Source organism: Clostridium perfringens, assembly GCF_016027375.1.
GTDB lineage: Bacteria > Bacillota > Clostridia > Clostridiales > Clostridiaceae > Sarcina > Sarcina perfringens.
The window spans coordinates 2,992,804-3,016,231 of record NZ_CP065681.1 but is presented as its reverse complement, the minus strand read 5'-3'; the positions used below and the strand labels follow the sequence as shown (position 1 = coordinate 3,016,231).

Genomic DNA, 23,428 nt, shown 5'->3' with positions numbered 1-23,428 from the left:
GGAGGGTAGTGGAGGATTGAGGACAAAGAAATCTATTATTAATGCAAGTGTTGGTAGTATCGGATTAATTATAACAACAATATTTAGTTTTATTACTAGAACTATATTTATAAAGAACTTGGGAGAAGTTTATGTTGGGTTGATGGGATTGTTTTCTAATATAATAGTTATACTATCATTAGCTGAATTAGGTATAGGAAGTGCAATTATTTTTAGTCTTTACAAACCAATAGCAGAAAATAATAAAGAAAAAATAAAATCATTAATGGATACTTACAAAAAATATTATCGGATAATAGGTTTATCTGTGCTTATTATAGGAAGTGCTGTGATTCCGTTTTTGGGGATTTTAGTAAATAGCAATGAAAAAATAGATAATTTAACTTTTTTATATATTTTAAGTTTGTTAAATACGGTATTTTCATATATGTTTTTTGCTTATAAAAGGTCATTATTGATTGCTGATCAAAGAGCATATATTGTAAATATAATTTCAAATTCGTTCACTGTTATCATGTATATAGTACAAATAATTGTGTTAATTTTATATAAAAGTTTTATAGGTTATCTTATAGTTCAACTATTAAGTAATGTATTTCAAAATATAATTATAGGAATAAAAGTAAATAAGGATTATCCATTTATAAAAGACAGTAATATAATAAAATTAGATAACTATGAAAAAATGAATTTATTCAAAAATATAAAAGCTATATTTATAAGTAGATTATCTTGGTCTATTTTAGTTGCAAGCGATAATATTGTGCTTTCTATGATTAAAGGTGTAAATTTAGTAGGTATATATTCAAATTATATAATGATAACTGTAACTATTGATAGAATAATAGCAAATATATTTAATTCAATTAAAGGAAGTATTGGAAATTTAAATACAATTAATGATAAAGAAAAAAAAGAAGAAATATTTAAGAAAACTTTTTTCCTTAATATATGGATATATGGAATTTGTAGTATATGTTTATATATATTGTTTAATGATTTAATAAATATTTGGATAGGAAATAGATTTTTATTAGATAATGGTACAGTTTTAGCAATAGTAATAATTTTCTTTTTAAATGGTACACAAATAACATGTTCTATTTATAGAGAAACAATGGGACTATTTAATCAGTATAAATATATTCCTATAATTTCTGTAATTCTAAATTTATTAATCTCAACAATTCTGTGTTTTAAGTTGGGAGTATTGGGGGTTTGTCTTGGTACTATAATATCTAAAGTACTAACTCAATTTTGGATAGATCCTTTTGTAATATATAAATTTGGATTTAATAAGCAAACTAAGGAGTATTTTATTAATTATTTTAAAATCTCTATAGTATTAATTTTTATTACAAGAGTAGTGAACTTTTTATTTAATTATATTGAAGTTGTTAATTGTGAGCAGTTAATACTTAAATCAGTTTTAGTTTTTTGTACATCAAATATAATATTTTATGCTATCTTTAGAAAAAATGAAGGGTTTTTATTTATTAAACATATATTAAAAAATTTAATTTTAAAAGTTAGGAGAATAAAATGAGTAAATTAAATATTATTGGATTAGGATATATAGGATTACCAACAGCTTTAATGTTTGCATCAAATGGGCTAGAAGTAGTTGGAACAGATTTAAATGAGAATTTAGTAAATACTTTAAACAAAGGAAGTTTAACTTTTGAAGAGGAAGGATTAGAAAAAGTTTTTAAAAAAGCTTTAAATAATGGAATTGAATTTAAAACTGAATATGAAAAAACAAATAAATATATAATTACAGTACCAACACCATATGTAAAAGAATCAAAGAAAATAGATGCAAGATATATAGAGAGTGCTACTAAGCAAATTTTAGAGGTTTGTGAACCTAATACGATATTAGTTATAGAATCAACTGTTTCACCAGGTACTATAGATAAATTTGTTAGACCTATAATTGAAGAAAAAGGTTTTGAAATTGGAAAAGATATACAGTTAGTACATGCACCTGAAAGAATAATACCTGGCAATATGGTTTATGAATTAGAACATAATTCAAGAACAATAGGAGCTGATTCAAAAGATATTGGAAAAGAAGTTAAATCATGGTATAAGTCATTTTGCAAAGGAGATATAGTTGTAACTGATATAAAAGTAGCTGAAATGAGTAAAGTTGTTGAAAATACTTTTAGAGATATAAATATAGCTTTTGCAAATGAACTTACTAAAATGTGTAATAGAGAAGGTATGGATGTTTACGAATTAATAAAAATAGCTAATAAACATCCAAGAGTTAATATACTTCAACCTGGACCAGGAGTAGGAGGACATTGTATATCAGTTGATCCATGGTTTTTAGTTGGAGATTATCCAGATATAGTTAACGTAGTTTTAGGCGCTAGACAAGTTAATGATGCTATGCCTCAATATGTGTTTGATAAATTACATAAAATAATGAAGGAAAATAATATTAAAGATTATTCTAAAATTGGATTATATGGATTAACATACAAAGAAAATGTAGATGATATGAGAGAAAGTCCAACATTACAACTTTTGGATATATTTACAAAGTATAATATGGAAAATATAAAAGTTTATGATCCATTTATAAAAGAGAAGAAATTTAATGGACAAGAAATGAGTTTAAATGAATTTTTAAATGATATAGAGATTGTAGTAATATTAGTTGCACATGATGAAATTAAAAATAATCAACATTTATTAGAAAATAAGATAATATATGATACTAGAAATGTAATTAAGATTGGGGAAAAAATATATAAAATATAAAAATTTAAAGATTATTTTTATGCAAAAGATTTCTTAAAAATAAAAGATAATGGAACTTTAGGAGGCTATGGAGAGCAATAGTAGATAAAGTAAAGCATATAAAAAACATTGCTTTATTTGTTATTGATGCTCCTAAGAGAAAAGTCGGTAGAAGTGATGCTATTATGATTCTTACTTTAGATGAGGAATATAAAGTTATAAAGTTAGCTTCTATTATGAGAGATTCTTATGTTGATGTTCCAGGGCATGGTGATGATAAGATTACTCATGCCTATGCCTTTGGAGGATCAGAACTTGCTATGAAAACTTTAAATGATAATTTTAAGGTTAATGTAGAAGATTTTATGTCTATTAATTTTACTTCTCTTCCAGAGATTATTGATAAATTAGGTGAAGTTAAGATTAATATAATTCCAGAAGAAATTCATCATATCCCAGAAATAACTTTTCTAGGAGAACAAGTTTTAAATGGAGAACAAGCTTTAACTTATTCTAGAATAAGATATGCTAATGGTGGAGATTATAAAAGAAAAGAAAGACAAAGAGTAGTATTAGAAGCCGTTTTTGAAAAGTTAAAAGTAACTCCTACAAAAGAGTATCCTTCATTAATTGATGACTTTTTATAATATATATAGACAAATATGTCTTCTATGGATATGATAAAACTTGCTACAGATACTGCACCATTAGTAAAAGGAAATTTAGAAACAGCTAGATTTCCATTAGATGGTTATTGTGATGGAAAAATAATTAATGGAGTTTGGTATTTAGTTTATGATAGACAAACTACTTTAAATCAGATTCAAGAATATATATATGATAATAAAAACTTGGATTCATTTAAAAAGCAATAATAGGAGATTTTAATTTGAATAAAGTTGTAAAATAGGTTTTTATTATTTTACAGCTTTATTTTTATTAATTAAATCTAAATGAATAAAATGTAGAAATTTGTTGGAAAAAATTTATTTAAGTAAAATTATTATGGTGTTAAAATATTTAAAGTAGGTTATTGTTAATTATTATAAAAATATAAAATCAAGGGGATAAAAAAGTGAATAAGAAAATAAGAAAAGCTATAATACCAGCAGCAGGTCTTGGTACTAGATTTTTACCTGCAACAAAGGCTCAACCTAAGGAGATGCTTCCAATAGTTGATAAGCCAACTATTCAATACATAATTGAGGAAGCTATAGCTTCAGGGATTGAAGAGATTCTTATTATTACAGGAAGAAGCAAAAAATGTATTGAGGATCACTTTGATAAGTCTGTTGAGCTTGAAATGGAACTTGAGAAATCAGGTAAGAATGAGCTTTTAGATTTGGTTAGGGATATATCAGATATGGTTGATATTCATTATATAAGACAAAAGGAGCCAAGAGGACTTGGACATGCTATACATTGTGCAAAGACTTTTGTAGGGGATGAACCTTTTGCTATACTACTTGGGGATGATGTAGTTTATAATGAGGAAAAGCCATGTTTAAAACAGTTAATTGATTGTTATAATGAATATAAAACTAGTGTATTAGGAGTTCAAACTGTTCCAGAAAATCATGTTTCTAAGTATGGAATAGTAGATGGAAAACATATTGAAGGAAAAGTCTATAAGGTTAAGGGATTGGTTGAAAAACCTTCTGTTGAAGAAGCACCTTCAAATGTTGCTATATTAGGAAGATACATAGTAACTCCAAGAATATTTGATATTTTAGAAAATACTAAGCCTGGAAAGGGTGGAGAAATTCAATTAACAGATGCTCTTCTAGAACTTATGGGACAAGAAGCAATGTATGCTTATGACTTTGAGGGAAGAAGATATGATGTTGGAGATAAACTTGGATTCTTAGAAGCTACTGTTGAATATGCTTTAAGAAGACCAGAGCTTAGAGAAGGATTTATAGAATATCTAAATAACTTATCAGAAAAAGAATCTTTATTCAAAAAAGAAGTTGAAAAAGAGATTATTACTGTATAATTTTCATTAATAGAATCCAGTAGAGAGTTAATTTAAATTCTCTACTGTTTTTTTTATATTTAATAAAAGTGGAATTTAGAATATTATAGATATATTTAAAGAAACTTAACATAATAATACAGCTTTTTCTTCTACTAAAGCATATTTAAATAGTGAAGAGGTTTTAATATGTATTTATTGTTAAAAAATAGAAAATCATTTGTTATTCTGTTGAAATGTAAATGTTTAAATGATAAGATAACTTTACAATAAATAACATAACTTTATATGTTATGAAAAATAAAAACTATCTAATTTAAAATTAAAAACATAACTAGGTATATTAATAGCTGTTTTAAAAATTCTGCATTTTAAGGGGGATAATTAGGTATGGCAGAAAAGAAGCAAAGATTTATTAATAAGACTGCTAGGGAACTTAGACTTTTAGGGGAAAAGGGAAATAAGGAAGCTTTAAATGAGTTAATTATTAGGGGTAAAAAGGGTGATAAGTGTGCTATGGCTGAGATTGTTTCTATTTATGAAGGGTTAATTCATAAATACTCTACTAGGTTTTTTATTAATGGTTATGATGTTGATGATTTAAAGCAAATAGCTAGAAGTGTTATTATTGAATCCATAAGTAAATTTGATGGGGATCATGGTTCTGAGTTTATATTTTTTATTAGTACAAATGTTAAGAATAAACTTGGAACTATGTGTAAGAAGAAGGAGAATAGACTTGATTTTTCAAGTTTAGATAGTCCTATAGGAGAGGGTATTACTATTGGTGAGACAATTAAGGATGACATTTCCATAGAGGATGAATATGTTGAGAGAGAAAAAATGAGAGCTTTCGTAAAAGCTTTAGCTAATATTTCAAAAAGCGATAGGGAATTTATACTTTATGTATACAAAGATAGAGGAAACTTTCAGAAATATTGCCAAGAGCATAAGCATATTACCACTTATTCAAAAGCAAGATGGAGAAAGGAAAGAATACTAAAGAAACTTAGGGAAGAAATGAAAAACTTTGAATAATATGATTTAACTATAAAGATCAAAGGAAAAATTATAGGAGAAACTTAATATGGATAAGATTTTTATGAATTATTAAAATAGGCAATATCTTTTTTAGAAGAGAATTGTCTATTTTTATTTTTTTCTTTTAAATAAGGAGTGCTTTTTAAGTAGTATTTTTATAAATAGAGTAAAGAAATAATTTATATTAATAGTTTTTATAGTTGCATCTAAAAATTTATATTGTTTTAAACTATTGGAGATTAAAACTATAAGCTTTAAATTTATTATTAATATTACACTGTGAGCATAATATACCTATATAAATTCATTATAATTTAAATTAGAAATTAGTTTATATTTTAGTTTTAATTTTTGTTTATATTCTAGTTAAGGATTAAGATATTAGCTATTTTTATTTGGATTATGGAAGGTGAATTTATGAATAAGTTAAAAGAAAAGGGAGTTTCATTACTAGAGCCAAAGAATAAGGGGGTTCTTACAGTAAACTTTAAGCACCCTATTTTAAAGGATTATAAGGGGAATGGAAGAATTATAACTAAAAGTTTAGGTGCTGATGTAGAAAAAGATTATGAAGCAGCTAACAAGTTTCTTAATGAAATTAAGAGCATTATAAATAATAGTGATTGTTATGAAAATTATTACGGCTTTTTAAAAAGCTTAGAAAAGTATAGTGAGAAATCTATGAAAATTGTTTTTGATAATACTCATTTTATGGAAGAGTTTTATTATGATTTTAAAAAAAGTATTTTAGAAAATTTTATTGGAATTTCTCATAATAATATTAATAAGAAATTAGAAGAGGAATTAAATGAGGTTTTGAAAGAAGTTGAATTAGGAGGCTCTGAATTAAACTACAAAGTCAATAAATCCTTTAAAGCTTTTATAGAAGAGGAGATTAGGTCTAGATTTAACTTTGAATTTAAAAAGAAAATTCAGTTATTAGGTGGGGATTATGAATATAGAAAGAAATTAATTTCTAATATTATTGGATCAAGTGGGGAGTTTAGTGAAGCATATAAAAATACTAATGAAGCAAAAGAAGATAAATTGGTAAATAAGTTTTTTAATAATATGGGAGCTCCAAATTTTGAAGTGATTTTTAAACAGGATTCTAATAAGTTTAAATTTGTTGGAACTCCATATTCAAAATGCATTATTAATAAAAAAATAGAGCTTAAGGGGATTTTGGAAGAGTTTTTATTTAGGATAAATAGTTTGGATAATATTTTTCAATATAAGATTGAGTTTAGGGAAAGAAAAAGCGGAAAAAGTTATGTTTTTAATAATAATGAGTTTTTAGTTAAGGGAACTTTGATTCATAATAAGGATTTAGATAAGCATTCTTTAGATAATATTAAAGATTTAGCTTATATTTATTTTCTTATAGGTTATAAAGAGAATTATAACGAAAAATCTCAAGAAGAATTAAAATTCAAGTTTTTCTATATATTAGAGAGTCTTTTTATTGAGAAGGATAATACTAATAGCAGCAGTTTAATATTTAGTGATATAAGATTGGAAGGAAATTTTAGGGGAGAAGAAATTTTACATAATAAAGAGAAGGATTTTATTTTAGCTGATTATAGTGGAAATATTAATGAGTTTAGAAATCAATTATTAAGTTATGAGACTAGGAAAAACTTAGCTAGTAGTGATGAGATAATATGGCTTTTTAATATTGAAGAAGAGGCTTTTGAAAGAAATTTAGAGGTTTTAAAATACTTAATTATAAATGGATATTTAAATAAAACTAATATATATATTTATGAAAAATCTATTTATAAGGATTATTTTTCTTCTGAATTTGACAATAGTGAAAGTGATTTTATAAGTGTATTAAATGAAAAAGAGGCACATCATATGCCTTATATTTTTAACTCTTTTTTGAAAGATAACTTTCAAAATTTATTGGAGGAATTAGGAGAGGAAGAGGCTTCAATAATAATTAGGGGAAGGGAAGAGTATTATTTAAATTTAATAATGGAGAGAGTAATATTTCCTTGTGATGAAGAGAAAAAGGTATTAAGTAATAAGGGCGTAACAGAAAAAATAATAAATCAAAGTGAAGAAGTTTTAATAAATAAAATAAAAGAAAAAAGTTTTCTAATAAATGAATATAAGCCATATTATAAATATGGAAGATTAACAATCTTATCTTTAGGAATTAACAGAAAAGTTAAGAGAGAATTTATAAGAAGAGTAAGAGGAAGCTATGATAAGAATCTTAAAGAGTTTTCCTTAAGAATGGCTTATAACTTTGGAGGGAGAGAGTATAAAAGCCTATGTCCAGAGAGACTATTAGAAACTTCAATAAAAAACAGTATAAAGACCTTTTTATTAAGCCCATATAAAATAAGAAAGGATATAAATATTTTAAAATTTGAAAAGTCCATAGAATATATTATGGAAAGTATAAGTGAGGAAATAATAGAAGAAGTGGAGATTTTAATAAGAGAAGATAACTTACTGAAATGGAAGGAAGCAGCAGAGCTTTTAAAAGATGATATTATAGAGGGAAGAAATTTAATAGAAGAGATAATAGAAGAGACATTTGTAGTAAGTAATGATATTTTTAGAGAAGATAAAGTATTAAAAATAATAAAAGAGTTATTAAAAAATAATAGTATATTTAAAGCAATAAAGGGAGAGTTTTCTATATAAATAGTATATAATTTGAAATTTTAAATAAATTTATGCTATAATTTAAGCTGTAATTTTTTGGTGAGGGAGAAGTTTAAATGAATATATTATTAACTGGTGGAATTGGCTATATAGGAAGCCATACAATAGTAGAATTATTAAGGGATGATAATAATTCTGTAGTTGTTATTGATAACTTAGTAAATAGTAGAAAAGAAGTTAAGGATATAGTTGAAAAGATAACAGGAAAGCATATAAAGTTTTACGAAGGTGACTTAGTAAATTTTGAAGATATAGATAAGGTTTTTAAAAATGAAAAAATAGATGCTGTTATACACTTTGCTTCTCTTAAGGCAGTAGGGGAATCAGTAGAAAAACCTTTAGAATATTATAATAACAATATTATTGGAACTTTAAATCTTTTGACAAGTATGAGAAATCATAATGTTAAGAAATTTATATTTAGTTCTTCAGCTACTGTTTATGGAGAAAGTGAAATAGTACCTGTACATGAAGGACTTCAAGCAGGTTTTGCAACAAATCCATATGGTAGATGTAAGGCTATGATAGAGGAGATTTTAAGAGATTTATATATTTCAGATAATTCATGGGATATTGTACTTCTTAGATACTTTAATCCAGTTGGAGCTCATGAAAGTGGATTAATTGGAGAATTACCTAATGGAATACCAAATAACCTTATGCCTTATGTTTCAAAGGTGGCTGATGGTGAATTAGACTACGTAAGAGTATTTGGAGATGATTATAACACTCCAGATGGAACTGGTGTAAGGGATTATATACATGTTGTAGACTTAGCAAGAGGACATGTAGCTGCTATGAAAAAGTTAAAGGATGGTTCTGGAATTAGCACATATAATCTAGGAACTGGACAAGGATATTCTGTATTAGATATAATAAAAGCTTTTTCAAAAGCATCAGGTAAGGAAATACCTTATAAAATAGTAGATAGAAGAGTAGGAGATATTGCTATAAGTTTTGCAGATCCATCAAAGGCAGAAAAAGAACTTGGATGGAAGGCTGAGAAAAACTTAGAGGACATGTGCAAAGACTTCTGGAAATGGCAATGCGTTGGAATGAAAAACTTTAAATAAACTTCATATTAAGTTTTATTTTTAGTTAGTTTTGATTTTGAAATAGCCTTCAAGACCTAACTTAATTTCGCAAAGAGTTGCTATTATCTACTTCAGAATAATAGCTAAAGCTTTTAAACTCGCTATGCTCAAACAATAAAAGCTTCTTAACGCTATTATTCTTACGTATATAATGCAACACTAATTGCTTATTAAGATGGTCTTACAGGTATATTTCAAAATCAAAGGCACTTTAAATTAGAACTTAATATTAAAATTTTGATTTACAAGGGGATAAGAGGATGAACAATAAAATAAGAAAAGCTATAATACCAGCAGCAGGTCTTGGTACTAGATTTTTACCTGCAACAAAGGCACAACCTAAGGAGATGCTTCCAATAGTTGATAAGCCAACTATTCAATACATAATTGAGGAAGCTATAGCTTCAGGTATAGAGGAAATACTTGTTATTACAGGAAGAAGTAAAAAATCAATTGAAGATCACTTTGATCGTAATGTGGAACTTGAAATGGAACTTGAAAAGTCAGGAAAAACTGAACTTTTAGATTTAGTTAGAGATATATCAGATATGGTTGATATCCATTATATAAGACAAAAAGAGCCAAGAGGACTTGGACATGCTATATATTGTGCTAAGACTTTTGTAGGGGATGAGCCTTTTGCTATACTACTTGGTGATGATGTAGTTTATAATGAAGAAAAGCCATGTTTAAAGCAATTAATTGATTGTTATAATGAATATAGAACTAGTGTGTTAGGTGTACAAACTGTTCCAGAGGAAAATGTCTCTAAATACGGAATAGTTAATGGAAAACACATTGAAGGTAGAGTTTATAAAGTAAAAGGCTTAGTTGAAAAGCCATCACCAGAAGAAGCACCTTCAAATGTTGCTATATTAGGAAGATATATAGTAACGCCAAGAATATTTGATATATTAGAAAACACAAAACCTGGTAAAGGTGGAGAAATTCAATTAACAGATGCACTTTTAGAGCTTATGAGCGAAGAGGCTATGTATGCTTATGACTTTGAAGGAAGAAGATATGATGTGGGAGATAAATTAGGATTCTTAGAAGCGACTGTTGAATACGCTTTAAGAAGACCAGATCTTAGAGATGGGTTTATTGATTACTTAAGAGAATTATCTGCTACAGAAAATATCTTTACTGAAGCAAATGGTAAAGAAAAAAAGGATAAAGAAGAAGAGCTTGTAACAGAAGCTTAATTTTAGAAAGCTGTATCAAAATAACTCATAAATAAACTTAAAAACCCTAATTAATTTCATTTGTTTTTTAGTTAGGTTTTGTAAGAGGTTTAAGGAGTTTTGATACAGCTTATTTTTGTAATTAATTTGATTAAAATAAAAATAAATAGGCTATACTTAATAAAGTAATATAAAGCTATTTATTTTATGAGGTTTTGATTTCTAAAGAATATTTATAAGATTATATTAATGAATAATAGAAGTTTTTTTAGTATTAATACTGTATTTAGAAGTCAACATTAACTTATATAATATATTAATTAAAACTAGAATTAAAAGGAGAATTTATGATTATTATTTCCCAAAACACATTTTTAGTAGTAGGAATTATACTCTTTTGTTTATTTAGAGGAGCAATTAAAATTAAAGGAATAATTAAGGAAGAATACACATATAAGCAAATATATTCTAATGAAGAATTTATCTTTGATTTATTTTGTATTTACTTAATTGGAGTTGCCTCTAAAGTTTACTTTCCACTTACCATAGCTTGGGGAAATAAGCTTGTTTATAATCCACCAGAAGTTTGGCTTAGTCCTTTGTGGAGTATAAAGCAAATATACCATCAAGGGGGAGTGGGAGATGTTATTTATCAGCTAATAGGAAACTCAATTATGTTAAGTCCAATGGCATTTTTTCTTTGCTATTTTTATAGTATAGATGAAGAAAAATTAACTTTAGGAAAAGGGATTATAGATAAAATCAATAAAATTTTAGAAGGCTTTGAGTTGCATAATAAAAAGAAGCTTAAAGAAGATTCATATATACCTTCATTAAATACAGTGTTGAAATTCTGCTTTTTTATGTCTTTATTCATAGAGAGTTCCCAGGTTATATTATCCTTAGTTTTTCCTAATACAAAAAGATTTTTTGAAGTAAATGATCTTATGTGTAATACTTTAAGTGGAGTTTGGGGATATTATATTTATATTAAAATTATTAAATTAGATATAATACCAAGAAAGATATTTAAGTTATAAAATAAAAAGTAAATTTCTTATTGAGGCTATAAGTAGGCTAAGAGTATTTAATATAGAAATAAAAAATATTTTCTTAAAATAACATTTGACTTATTAGAGAATTAGGAATATACTTAATACAAGTCAGAGAGACAATTTAATGACGCGGGATGGAGCAGCTGGTAGCTCGTCGGGCTCATAACCCGAAGGTCGTAGGTTCAAGTCCTGCTCCCGCAACCACAGAAAGTTCTACTTTTTTAAGTAGAACTTTTTTTATTTAGAATAAATAAAACTGTCTGTTATTAGGGGCCAATAAGTTCTTATAAAATTATTGCAAGCCACCAGTTTTACAGGTATTTATGACTTTGTTTGATTATAAATTAGAAGATTTTTTAGAGAGAATTTTTTATATATCTACTTTAAATGAATATCATAATATATTTCTTATTGAATTTATATGTAATAATATTACTTATAATAATATTAACGGAAAATATCTATATAATTAACTTTATTTACAATATTTAAATAAAATGTTAAAATAATATTTGGAAATTTTTAATATATTAGTTAAATTGAGTGGATTAATAGAGGTGTTTTATGAAAAAAGTAAGAGAGAAAGTAGCTATTGCCGTAGCTATAGCAAGTATAACTACTATATCTAGCTTTGTAATAAGCAATGGAAAGAAAGTTTATGCTGAAGAAGTAAGGGTTACAGCTACTGCTAATTTAGATAATATTAAGGATAATGGAAAACAATTAAAAAATGAAAGCCCTAAGGCAAATACGCAAGAAGATACAAATGTTAATAATGAAGATTTAAAAACTGATGAAAAAAAAGATATAAAAGAAGTTGAAAGTAATTTTGTAAAGAATGCTGAAAATAAAACAGAAAAAATCAATGAAGATAAAAGTTTAGAGAATAATAATAACAAGGTGTCTACTAAATTAGAGTCTAGTGATAAATGTGTAAAAGAAATTAAAAATGATAAAGATAGTAAAGACAAAGATTCTAAAGAAGTTAAAGATGAAAATGTAGAAAAAGTTCATAATAATAAAAAGGATACTTTAGAAGAAGTAGAAAATAAATCTGATCAAAATAATGAAGATAAAATAAATAGAGATAAGAAAGTAGAAGTAAAAAGTGAAGAAATAAAAAGTAAAGATAATGAAACTTCTAAAAGAGATGAAGAAAGCAAGAAAATAGAAGGCGAAAATAAGGAAGTTGAAATTAAGTTAGATAAAAATCAAGCTTTAAAAAGTGATTACATAAATATTAATGAATCTGGACAAGCGGTAATAGCACGTACAGAAAGTCAAAATAATAGTGTAACTGATGAAAATGAAAAGAATGGATGGCAAACAATAGGTGGTAAAACATATTATTTTGAAAATGGAAAGGTATCAACTGGAAAAAAAGAAGTATATGATACTAAGAATGGAGATTATAAAACATATTTTTTTAATGAGGATGGAACTCTTGTAAATAAGCCAGGAATTTGCACTTATACTGAATATTGGGGTGAAAAAAGAAAGGTCTATGTAAACAATAAAGGTGAAGTTGAAAATGGTTGGAAAACAATAGATGGTAAGACATATTATTTTGATCAATATAATGGTATGTTAACTAATGTTCATGAAATAGATAATGGTGATAAAAAAGAGTCATATTTATTTGATAATGATGGAGTTTTAAGAAAAGGCACTGGATTAAAAGAAATAGATGGGAAGTGGTATTACTTTAATAAGGATAATAGCTTAGCAAGTGGCTGGAAAACAATAGATGGTAAAACATATTATTTTGATACGTATAGTGGTAGAGCAAAGGGAAGTATAAGAATATATGATTCTAATCATGAAAAATACAAAGTGTACCTTTTTAATGAAGACGGAGCTCTTATAACTGAACCAGGTATTCACATTTATCATGAAAATTGGGGTGGAGAAAGAAAGATATACGTAAACAATAAAGGTGAAGTTCAAAGTGGATGGCAAATAATAGATGGTAAGACATATTATTTTGATGAAAGTAATGGTATGGTAACTTGGGTACATGAAATAAATGAGAATGATAAAAATAAATCATATTTATTTGATAAAGATGGAGTTTTAGTAAAGGGTTCTGGATGGAAAGAGATAAATGGAAATTGGTATTATCTTAATAATGATAATAGTTTATTAGAAGGTTGGAAAACAATAGATGATAGAACATATTATCTTGATAAATATAATGGAATGGTAAATGGGGTTTATGAAGTAAATAGTGGGGATAAAAAGGAAACTTATTTATTTAATAAAGATGGATCATTGGTAAAAGGCAATGGTTTAAAAGAAGTAAATGGTACATGGTACTACTTTAATAGTGATAATAGCTTAGAAAATGGCTGGAAAATAATAGATGGCAAAACATATTATTTTAATAAGTATGACGGTAGGTCAAGAGGATGTGTAAGAGTATATGATGATTTAAATCATGAAAAATACAAAGTATATTTCTTTAATGAAGATGGAGTCCTTATAACTGAACCAGGTATTCATACTTATCATGAAACTTGGGGTGGTGAAAGAAAAATATGCATAAATAATAAAGGTGAAGTCCAAAGTGGATGGCAAACAATAGATGGTAAAACATATTATTTTGATGAACATAATGGAATGGCAAAGGGAGTAAGTTGTATAAGTACCGGGGATAATTATGAAGTTTACTTATTTAATGAAGATGGAAGTTTAGTAACAGGAAATGGTTGGAAAGAGATAAATGGTAAGTGGTATTATTTCAACAATAATAATAGTTTAGCAAATGGGTGGAAGACTATTAATGGAAAGACATATTATTTTAGTTCTCACATGAGTATAGGACCAACTTTAATACAAGGTAATAGACCAGAAAAATTAGATTTATATTATTTTGGAGAAGATGGAGAATTAATAAATAGAAAAGGATGGGCAAAATTAAATGATGACTGGTTCTATTTCAATGATGATAGTTCATTAAAAACTAAGTGGCAAACAATAGGGGGAAAGACATATTATTTTAATGAAACAACAGGGGCTATGGCAACTGGTCAAAAAACTACTTATGATTACTTTAATCATGAGGAAAAAATATACTGTTTTACTTCTGATGGATCCTTGTTAAAAGGAAAAGACTGGTTTAGTAAATATGATGAATATAATAATTATAAAAAAGTTTGGTTCTATATAGATGAAGATGGAGTTTTAAAAACAGGTTATCAAACAATTAATGGTAAGGATTATTATTTTTATTGTGATGGAAAAATGGCTACTGGAATAGTTAATGTTGAAGGTGTTACAGGAAACCCTAAGTTCTATTATTTTGATAATAATGGAGAGTTATTTAAAAAAGAGGGATGGAAAAAAATAAATGAAAAATGGTATTATTTAAATGAAGATGGATCTTTAGTTAATGAATGGAAAAAATCAGGAAGTGATTGGTATTATTTAAATCCTAATTATGGAATGGCTATTGGTCCTACAAAAGTTCAAGATGACATGTGTTTAGGTATTAATGTATATTATTTTGAAGAAGATGGAAGATTAACTAATAGAACTGGATGGATTAACCATATAAATGGAGAATTTAGTGATTGGTACTATGTTGAGAATGGTGGAAAGGCAGCATTAGGATGGAATAAAATCAATGGAACTTGGTACTATTTTAATAGTGATGCAAAAATGGTTACAGCTCCAACTAGAATATTTGATAAAGATAGTTCAAAAGATAAGATTTACTTCTTTGACAAGAATGGTGCATATAGAAGATATTCAGGATGGTATGAACTTAAACCTGTAGATGGAGAGCCATGTTGGTATTATTTTGGAGAAGATGGTTTAGCTAAAACAGGTTGGCAAACAATAAATGGAAATAAGTATTGGTTTGCACCTAATGGAATAATGTGTAAAGGAACTAGTACTATTTTTGAAAATGAAGTTGAAGATGGTTGTTATAAAGTAGATTTACCAACATATTTATTTAATGAAAGTGGAGCTTTAGTAACTAGTGAAGGATGGCATAAGGTTACTTTATATGATGAAGATAAATGGTGTTATATAGATAATACTGGAGTATGTAAAAAAGGATTAGCAAAAATAAATAATAAATATTATTATTTTGAACCTCATAAGGCGTTAATGGAAACTGGAGTAATTTCTATATATGGGTTTAATGGAAATAAGGAAGCAAATTATTTCTTTGATGATAGTGGAGCATTAAATACTTCAAAAGGATGGCATAAGTGCAAAGATAGATATAATTCTTATTATATTTGGTGTTATATTGATGATAATGGTGAATTGGCAGAGGGATTTAAAGAAATAAATGGAAATAAATATTATTTTAAGAATGGAGTTATGAGTACAGGAAATACTCAAATAGAGGGAAACCAATATTACTTTAATGAATCTGGATTGATAGCAAAAGGTTGGAGCCAGAATAAAGATGGAGAATATTACTATACAGATAATAATGGTATTATTCAAAAAGGATGGCAAAAAATCAATGGAATTTGGTATTATTTTAATGACGGTGGAGTAATGGCAACTGGTCCTAAATATATGTTTGATGAAAACACTTATGACACAAAACTATATTATTTTGATAATAGTGGAGCTCTACAATATAAAAAAGGTTGGGTTAATCATATTGGGAAATATAATAATGATTGGTACTATATAAACTCAAATAATGAATTATCAACTAGTTGGCAAAATATAAATGGAACATGGTATTATTTTTATGAAAATGGAAAAATGGCAAAAGGTTCAACTGCAGTTACTTATTCAAATGGTGATAAAAGATATTATTGTTTTGATAATAGTGGAGCATGGGTTACTAATCCAGGATGGCATTCATGGCAAGATGAAGGTAATAAGACATGTTGGGCTTATATAAATAATGATGGAAGCTTGGCTGAAGGGTGGAAAGAGATAAATAATAAATGGTATTATTTCTACAAAGAAAATAAAGTTATGGCTAAAGGTGCTGTTAAGGAATGGGATTATAAGACTAATAAACCATATATTCAACATTTCTTTAATGAAGATGGATCTTGGGATGCTTCAGAAGGATGGAAGTCATTTAAGAATTTAGAATACTCACCAGATTTACAATGGGCTTATGTTGAATCAAATGGAAGATTAGCTTCTGGATGGAAGATGATTGGTGGACAATGGTATTATTTTGATGAAGGTAATGGTTTCATGGTTACAGAAAAGAGAGATATTAATGGTAAGTTTTATGAATTTAATTCTAATGGTACTTTAAAAAATTAATTATAGGGCTGTTTTAAATAATATTTAAATAAAAGAAATTCTGTAAAACATGGGTTTTATACTACTAAGTATTTACTTAGTAGAGTGAGGAGTTATATTTAAAGTAAGTTTATTAACTTTAAATATAACTTCTTTTTAATATTTTAAATGTTATCTAAAATATTGAAAGTTATATATTTAAATTTAATAAAATTACCTATATAATGCTATTAAAGGATAATTTGTATGTAGACTATTTAGATTTTTGATTTGACTTTTTATAATGAATTTAGTTTAATTAAGGCTTTTATTTATAGCCTTTAGTAGCTAATGTTAAGGTTTTCTTAAAAGGTTAAATTTTCTTTATAAGTTAAAAGGGATTTAGAAGAGTGCATACAAAATATTAGTATTAATATAGGGGGAAAGAGTTAATAGATAACTTTATGAGAATTATGAGTATAAATTATAATGAGAATTTTAAAACTTTTCATCTAAGGACAAAGAATACAAGTTATGTTTTGAAGGTTATGGAGACAGGACATTTAAGTCATTTGTATTGGGGAAGAAAGTTAAAAGCTGATAACTTAGAGTATTTTGTTAGAAGAAGAGGCTTTGGAAGTTTTGCCGCTGATACTGATAATATAAGTGGATTTCAGTTAGAGTTAATACCTCAGGAGTGTCCAACATTTGGAGCTACTGACTTAAGAAGTCCAAGTTTAGAGTTTCAATATGAAGATGGTACATCAGCTACTGATTTAAGATATAAGTCACATAGAATTTACGAAGGAAAGCAAAGACTTTCAGGTTTACCAGCTGTGTATGTTGAAAGTGAGGAAGAGGCTACTTCTCTAGAAATAACTTTAGTTGATTCTTTAAAAAACTTAGAAGTCATATTAACATACAATGTTTTTGAAAACTTTGATGCTATTACAAGAAGTTTAAAGATAGTGAATAATAGTGATGAAAAGATAAATATAGAGAGAGTTTTAAGTGCCAATGTAGATTTTACAACTGATGAATTTGATTTTATTCAGCTTTCAGGATCTTGGGGAAGAGAGAGACATATTCTTAGAAATCCTTTAAGAAGTGGAAGCCAAGTTATTGAAAGTAGAAGAGGGGCAAGTAGCCATGCTCAAAATCCATTTATGGCCCTATGTAGTAAGGATGCCAATGAGGAATATGGAGAAGTTTATGGTTTTAGCTTAGTTTATAGTGGAAACTTTTTAGCTAATGTGGAAGTTGACATGTATAGAAATGCAAGAGCTCAAATAGGAATAAATCCTTTTGATTTTAAATGGTTACTTGAGTCAAAGGAAGAGTTTCAATCACCAGAGGTTGTTTTAGTTTATTCCTCAAAGGGACTAAATGGCATGTCTCAAATTTATCATAATCTTTATAGAAAGAGATTGTGTAGAGGAAATTATAGAGATAAGGTAAGACCTGTGCTTATAAATAACTGGGAAGCCACATATTTTGATTTTAATGAGGTTAAGATAAAGGAAATAGCTAAGGAAGCTTCAAAGCTAGGAATGGAACTTTTTGTTCTTGATGATGGATGGTTTGGAAATAGAAATGATGATAAAAGTTCCTTAGGAGATTGGTTTGTTAATGAGGGCAAATTAAAGGGTGGACTTAGTAAACTTGCTAAAGATATAAATAATATGGGGTTAGAGTTTGGATTATGGTTTGAGCCTGAGATGATTTCACCTATTAGTAAGCTTTATGAAAAGCATCCAAATTGGTGTATTCATATTCCAGGAAGAACTAGATCACAGGCAAGAAGTCAGTTAATATTAGACCTATCAAGGAAAGAAGTATGTGACTATATAATAGAATCTGTTAGCAAAATTCTTGAAAGTGCAAATATATTTTATGTTAAGTGGGATATGAATAGAAATATGACAGAGGTGGGTTCTTTAGGATTGACTTCAGAGAGACAAAGAGAAACTGCACATAGATATATTTTAGGATTGTATAGGGTTATGGAGGAAATAACAAGTAGATTCCCTAATGTATTATTTGAAAGCTGCTCAGGTGGCGGTGGAAGATTTGATCCAGGAATCCTTTATTATATGCCTCAAACTTGGACAAGTGATAATACAGATGCCATAGAACGATTAAAAATACAGTTTGGAACCTCTATGGTGTATCCTCCTATTTCTATGGGATGCCATGTCTCAGCAGTTCCTAATCATCAAGCTAATAGAATAACCCCACTTGAAACTAGAGGGGTATCTGCCATGGCAGGAAACTTTGGATATGAGCTTGATATAACTAAGTTAAGTGAGGAAGAAAAGGAAGAACTAAAGGAACAAATAAGTTTATATAAAGAAATTAGAGAAACTGTGCAATTTGGAACTTTATATAGATTAAAGAGCCCTTTTAATAGTAATGAAGTAGCATGGATGATGATTTCAGAAGATAAGAATGAGGTTGTTGTAAGCTATGTTAGACAGTGGGCTTTAGTAAATGAAAGCTTTAGCAATTTAAAACTTACAGCCTTAGATAAGGATTCAGAGTATGAAATAATAGAAGAAGATATGGTGCTTAGTGGAGATGAACTTATGTATATAGGTTTAAACATTCCAGAGCTTTATGGAGATTATGTTTCAAAACTTTGGAGATTAAAGAGAAAAAATTAAAAATAACTAATAAGTGGCGTGTATCAAAATAACTTTTTATAAAACTTACAAACAGTATGAAGAGAATATCTAGATCTAGTAATTCTCGGAATATGTTTGTAAGTTTTATTATATTTTGATATATTACCTTAATCTTGTAATATATAGGCCTTTAATCAATTTCTTTTGCTACGACTACTATTCTAGCATTAACAAAATCATATCCACAGGTTATTAGAGTTAAGATTCTATCATTAGAATTTAAATCTATGCCATCTCTTTTAAATAGTGATTTTGATTCTTGTTCTTTTAAATATTTTTCATAATCTTCTTTATTTGAAAATTTTGTTTTTATTTCAGATTCTAAGTCCTTAGCATTTTCTTGGTAAACTGAAAAAATTTCGAATGTTGATTTTTTTCCTTCTCTATAAAGAGTTACATATTTATTTGCATTGAAGAAATTTTCATTTTTAAAATGTTTAATTTGGGCAAACATAGTATCATTTCTCATGTTATGACCATAAACAACTATATTAGAATCATCATTTAAATTATTTTCTGAGTCAACAAAAATTGAACCTGAGAAGCTTTTTTCTTTGTTAAAGTTATGATGCAAGTAGAAATCATTATCTTTTCCTTGAACCACTGGAAAATCTATATTAGTTCCTTCAACTTTTATCCAAAATCTATAGTCTGGATTAATATTTTTTAAGTTCTTTTCACTTTCTGCATCCTGCTTATGTTCCTCTGGACTTTTATTAACAGAAGAATCAGATAGAGGAGAAAGACTTCTTAAGTTATCATAATCTCTTGAATCAGTATAATATCCTAAACGTTTTTGATATATTTTCATTGCACAAAAGAAAATTATAATTAATAGAATTAAACTTATTATTTTTTTAATTCTTAATGAAATTTTCATAATACTCACCTCTAAATAACGAATTAAACTTTCCCAATAAAACTACGATAATTTCAATATTACACCAATTTATTAGTTAATACAACAATAGATTTTTATATTTAAAAATTTACATTTACGTAATAAAACATGCAATTCACGCTATATGTATTGAGATGATTTACTTAAGATGTTATAAATAATCTGCAAACAATATTTTACATATCTGTAAAGTTGAAAAGGAAGAAAAGGAATAATTATGAAAAAAGGTATAAAAATTTTTTATAATATTTTATTTTATGGTTTTTTAACTATACTTATAGCATTTTTACTTCTAGGCTTTTTTGCTAAGAAAAGTGATTCTGGAATTAGTATAGGAGGATATAGAGTTTATGATATTTTAACTGGAAGTATGAGTCCTACTATAAAGCCAGGAAATTTGGTAGTTGTAAAGGAGACATTACCCAATGAGGTGAAGAAAAATGATGTTATAACTTTTAAAAGTGACATAACTAATAATGTTACAACTCATAGAGCTATAGACATAGTTAATAGTGATGGAAAAACTGAATTTATAACAAAAGGTGATGCAAATAATACTCAAGATCCTGTACCTTTAGATGAAAAATTACTTGTTGGAAAGGTTGTTTTTCAAGTGCCATATTTAGGTGCATTTTTAAGTAGCTTACAAAAAAACAAGTTAATATTTATAGGTTTACTTGTAGTTATTATCTTAATTGATTTTATATTCAATAAATCTTTAGGAGCAAGAAAGAAAAGTTAGATTTAAATTATAAGAATAATATAAATAATTTATAAACTGGGAGGTAATTTAAATTGAGTAAGAAGAAAATAATAGGCTTATGTATAGCCGGTGTTTTAGCAGTAGGAAGTATAGGAGGATCTTTAGCTTGGTTTACATCAAGTGATTCTGTAACAAACCCATTTTCAACAGCAAGTACAGATAATCCTAGCGATCCAAATTCAGGAATAAAAATACATGAAGATTTCAAACCGGAAGATGCTGATAATACATTACCAGGGGATACGGTAACAAAACAAGTTAATGTAATTAATAAAGCTACATATGATCAATTAATTAGAGTTAAGATAAAAAAAGTATGGAAAGATGCTAAGGGAGAGGAAAAGCCTGATTTAGATACAAAGAATATAAATTTAAACTTTGAAAATAACTTAACTGATTCTAATAAGCCTGAAGAAGGAAAATGGATAGAAGGTTCTGATGGATATTATTACTATAATGGAATAGTTAATCCAGATGGACAAACTGCAAACTTATTAGAAAGTGTTACATTATCAAAAGATACTACAAATGAATTTAAAGGATTAAAATTTGATGTAGTTGTTGATTCAGAAGGTGTACAAGCTGCTAATGGTGCAGTAAATGATTCTTGGAAAGATGCACCACAAGTTATAAAGACTTTAGGTGCAGGTACTAATGCACATAAATAAGTAATATTTTAAATTAAGTTATAACCATGATGCAAGGAGTGAAAAGGATGAAGAATCTAATAAAATCCTTTTTATTTACTATGGCATTTCTTTTAATAATATGTAAGCCAGGGGTTGCAAGTACATTTGCAACCCCTAATGTTGAATTAGAAGGAAATGCTGATGGTATAGTATTCATTCAGGGGGATGAGCCCTTTTTATGGTCAGATAATATTCTTCCAGGAGATAAGCTTGAAAGAAATATTTTATTAAATAACAAGCATAAGGATTCTTATAAAATATTTATGAGAGCTGAAAGAATCAATAAAAAGGAAAGTTATGATTTATTAGAGAAGATAGAACTTAAGGTAATATATGATGGGAATTGTATATATGATGGATTTGTTAGTGGGCAGAATGGATTAGAAAATAACATTTATTTAGGAGAAGTAAAGCCTGGTGAGTCTAAAAAACTTGAGGCTTTTGCAGAGTTTCCTGGAAAAGAAGCAGGAAATGAATACAAAAATAAGAAAGCGCAAGTTGATTGGATTTTTACTGCTGTTAAGGATAGTTATAGTGGAGAAGAAAGTCTTTTAGGTGGTAATAAATTAAATGAAGGTAATATAGATTCTAGTCAAAATAATATAAAAAATACAATAGACAATATAATAGTTCCTAAAACTGGAGATAGTAGTTTAGGAATATATTTTGTTATTTTTATAATATCTTCTATTGCTATTTTAACTTTAAATTTCGATTTTATAAAAAATAAATTAAAGATTTTCAAAAAAGAGGAATGATTATGAAAAGAAGAAAAGGATTAGTTAAAGCTCTTTTATTAATTTTGATAGTTATAAGTATTATATCAGTAACGGTATTAGGAAAAGGTTTCACGTCTATAGATAGTGTAAATAATAAATTTTCTATAGGGAGTGTAGAAACTGAAATTGATGAAAACTTTGATGCGCCAAAGGAATGGGATGGAAGTAATATAAGCAAGTTGGTTTCAATTAAGAATACTGGGAAAAGTGATGAATTTGTTAGAGTCAGTATAATACCTAGATGGATAGATGAAGATGAAAATCCTTGGACTGGAGATTCAAATTTAATTCAATTAAATCTAGATGAAGATAATGTAATAGCTTTAAATAAAGATGATATTAATAATCTATGGGTTTATGGTGAAGATGGATATTTTTATTACATGGCAAAATTAAAAAGTGGAAAATCAACAAAAGAACTATTGAAAAGTGTAGAAATAAAAAAAGATTCCATAGAAGATTCTTTAAAGGAAAAATATAATGGAAAAAAGATTAAGATAGATGTAAATGTTGAAGCTATTCAACCTAATGAAGACGCTTTAACAAAAAAATGGACAGGAATAAATGAAAAGATAAAGGATAAGTATGTAGAAATTTTATCTAAATAGTTAGGTGG

The 23,428-nt window shown here is 27.1% G+C and carries 17 protein-coding genes and 1 tRNA gene; 17 read left to right on the top strand and 1 reads right to left on the bottom strand.

All coding sequences use genetic code 11. The features are described 5' to 3' along the window. The first annotated feature begins 16 nt into the window (after window positions 1-16). The 13 genes from I6G60_RS13990 to I6G60_RS13930 all read left to right on the top strand — a co-directional run bounded on the left by I6G60_RS13990 (window position 17) and on the right by I6G60_RS13930 (window position 19,659). A complete protein-coding gene (locus I6G60_RS13990) occupies window positions 17-1,546 on the top strand; it encodes a lipopolysaccharide biosynthesis protein (protein ID WP_197925451.1) in 1,530 nt (509 codons plus the stop codon). Then, window positions 1,543-2,772, top strand: coding sequence for a nucleotide sugar dehydrogenase (locus tag I6G60_RS13985; RefSeq protein WP_197925449.1), 1,230 nt, complete (start codon window positions 1,543-1,545; stop codon window positions 2,770-2,772). Before I6G60_RS13990 ends, I6G60_RS13985 begins: the two co-directional genes overlap by 4 nt. A gap of 164 nt (window positions 2,773-2,936) precedes the next feature. Continuing rightward, window positions 2,937-3,398, top strand: coding sequence for an LCP family protein (locus I6G60_RS13980; protein ID WP_197925447.1), 462 nt, complete (start codon window positions 2,937-2,939; stop codon window positions 3,396-3,398). 24 nt (window positions 3,399-3,422) lie between these two features. Next, window positions 3,423-3,626 carry a hypothetical protein gene (locus I6G60_RS13975; protein WP_197925445.1) on the top strand — a complete coding sequence of 68 codons (204 nt, stop codon included), beginning with the start codon at window positions 3,423-3,425 and terminating at the stop codon, window positions 3,624-3,626. Between the two features lie 200 nt (window positions 3,627-3,826). Continuing rightward, window positions 3,827-4,747, top strand: coding sequence for a UTP--glucose-1-phosphate uridylyltransferase GalU (gene galU / locus I6G60_RS13970; protein WP_164814873.1), 921 nt, complete (start codon window positions 3,827-3,829; stop codon window positions 4,745-4,747). A gap of 369 nt (window positions 4,748-5,116) precedes the next feature. After that, window positions 5,117-5,764, top strand: a complete 648-nt coding sequence (locus I6G60_RS13965; protein ID WP_003471487.1) for a sigma-70 family RNA polymerase sigma factor — start codon at window positions 5,117-5,119, stop codon at window positions 5,762-5,764. Window positions 5,765-6,184: 420 nt separating this feature from the next. Further along, on the top strand, window positions 6,185-8,428 hold the full coding sequence (locus I6G60_RS13960; protein ID WP_197925443.1) for a hypothetical protein: 2,244 nt from the start codon (window positions 6,185-6,187) through the stop codon (window positions 8,426-8,428). Window positions 8,429-8,505: 77 nt separating this feature from the next. Then, on the top strand, window positions 8,506-9,522 hold the full coding sequence (galE, locus tag I6G60_RS13955) for a UDP-glucose 4-epimerase GalE (protein WP_110071008.1): 1,017 nt from the start codon (window positions 8,506-8,508) through the stop codon (window positions 9,520-9,522). A gap of 281 nt (window positions 9,523-9,803) precedes the next feature. Beyond that, a complete protein-coding gene (gene galU / locus I6G60_RS13950) occupies window positions 9,804-10,748 on the top strand; it encodes a UTP--glucose-1-phosphate uridylyltransferase GalU (protein WP_003455278.1) in 945 nt (314 codons plus the stop codon). A 326-nt stretch (window positions 10,749-11,074) separates the two neighbouring features. Continuing rightward, window positions 11,075-11,767, top strand: coding sequence for a VanZ family protein (locus I6G60_RS13945; RefSeq protein ID WP_110071009.1), 693 nt, complete (start codon window positions 11,075-11,077; stop codon window positions 11,765-11,767). A 143-nt stretch (window positions 11,768-11,910) separates the two neighbouring features. Further along, a tRNA-Met gene (locus I6G60_RS13940) sits at window positions 11,911-11,986 on the top strand. A gap of 360 nt (window positions 11,987-12,346) precedes the next feature. Next, window positions 12,347-17,038 (top strand): cell wall-binding protein, encoded by a 4,692-nt coding sequence (locus tag I6G60_RS13935; RefSeq protein ID WP_197925441.1) that lies wholly within the window; start codon window positions 12,347-12,349, stop codon window positions 17,036-17,038. Between the two features lie 422 nt (window positions 17,039-17,460). After that, entirely contained in the window at window positions 17,461-19,659 is a 2,199-nt protein-coding gene (locus I6G60_RS13930; RefSeq protein WP_197925439.1) for an alpha-galactosidase, read from the top strand. 151 nt (window positions 19,660-19,810) lie between these two features. On the opposite strand, the gene srtB is transcribed toward I6G60_RS13930, so the two are convergent. Continuing rightward, window positions 19,811-20,560 (bottom strand): class B sortase, encoded by a 750-nt coding sequence (gene srtB / locus I6G60_RS13925; protein WP_138329839.1) that lies wholly within the window; start codon window positions 20,558-20,560, stop codon window positions 19,811-19,813. 238 nt (window positions 20,561-20,798) lie between these two features. On the opposite strand from srtB, the gene I6G60_RS13920 reads away from it, so the two are divergent. Genes I6G60_RS13920 through I6G60_RS13905 form a run of 4 tightly spaced genes read left to right on the top strand, consistent with a single transcriptional unit; the run spans window position 20,799 to window position 23,420 of the window. Then, window positions 20,799-21,323, top strand: coding sequence for a signal peptidase I (locus I6G60_RS13920; RefSeq protein WP_003471303.1), 525 nt, complete (start codon window positions 20,799-20,801; stop codon window positions 21,321-21,323). 53 nt (window positions 21,324-21,376) lie between these two features. Continuing rightward, on the top strand, window positions 21,377-22,012 hold the full coding sequence (gene bsaA, locus I6G60_RS13915; protein WP_138329837.1) for a SipW-dependent biofilm matrix protein BsaA: 636 nt from the start codon (window positions 21,377-21,379) through the stop codon (window positions 22,010-22,012). Between the two features lie 47 nt (window positions 22,013-22,059). Continuing rightward, entirely contained in the window at window positions 22,060-22,791 is a 732-nt protein-coding gene (locus tag I6G60_RS13910) for a hypothetical protein (protein ID WP_096071658.1), read from the top strand. 2 nt (window positions 22,792-22,793) lie between these two features. Continuing rightward, entirely contained in the window at window positions 22,794-23,420 is a 627-nt protein-coding gene (locus I6G60_RS13905) for a BsaA family SipW-dependent biofilm matrix protein (RefSeq protein ID WP_096071657.1), read from the top strand. Window positions 23,421-23,428: the final 8 nt, after the last annotated feature.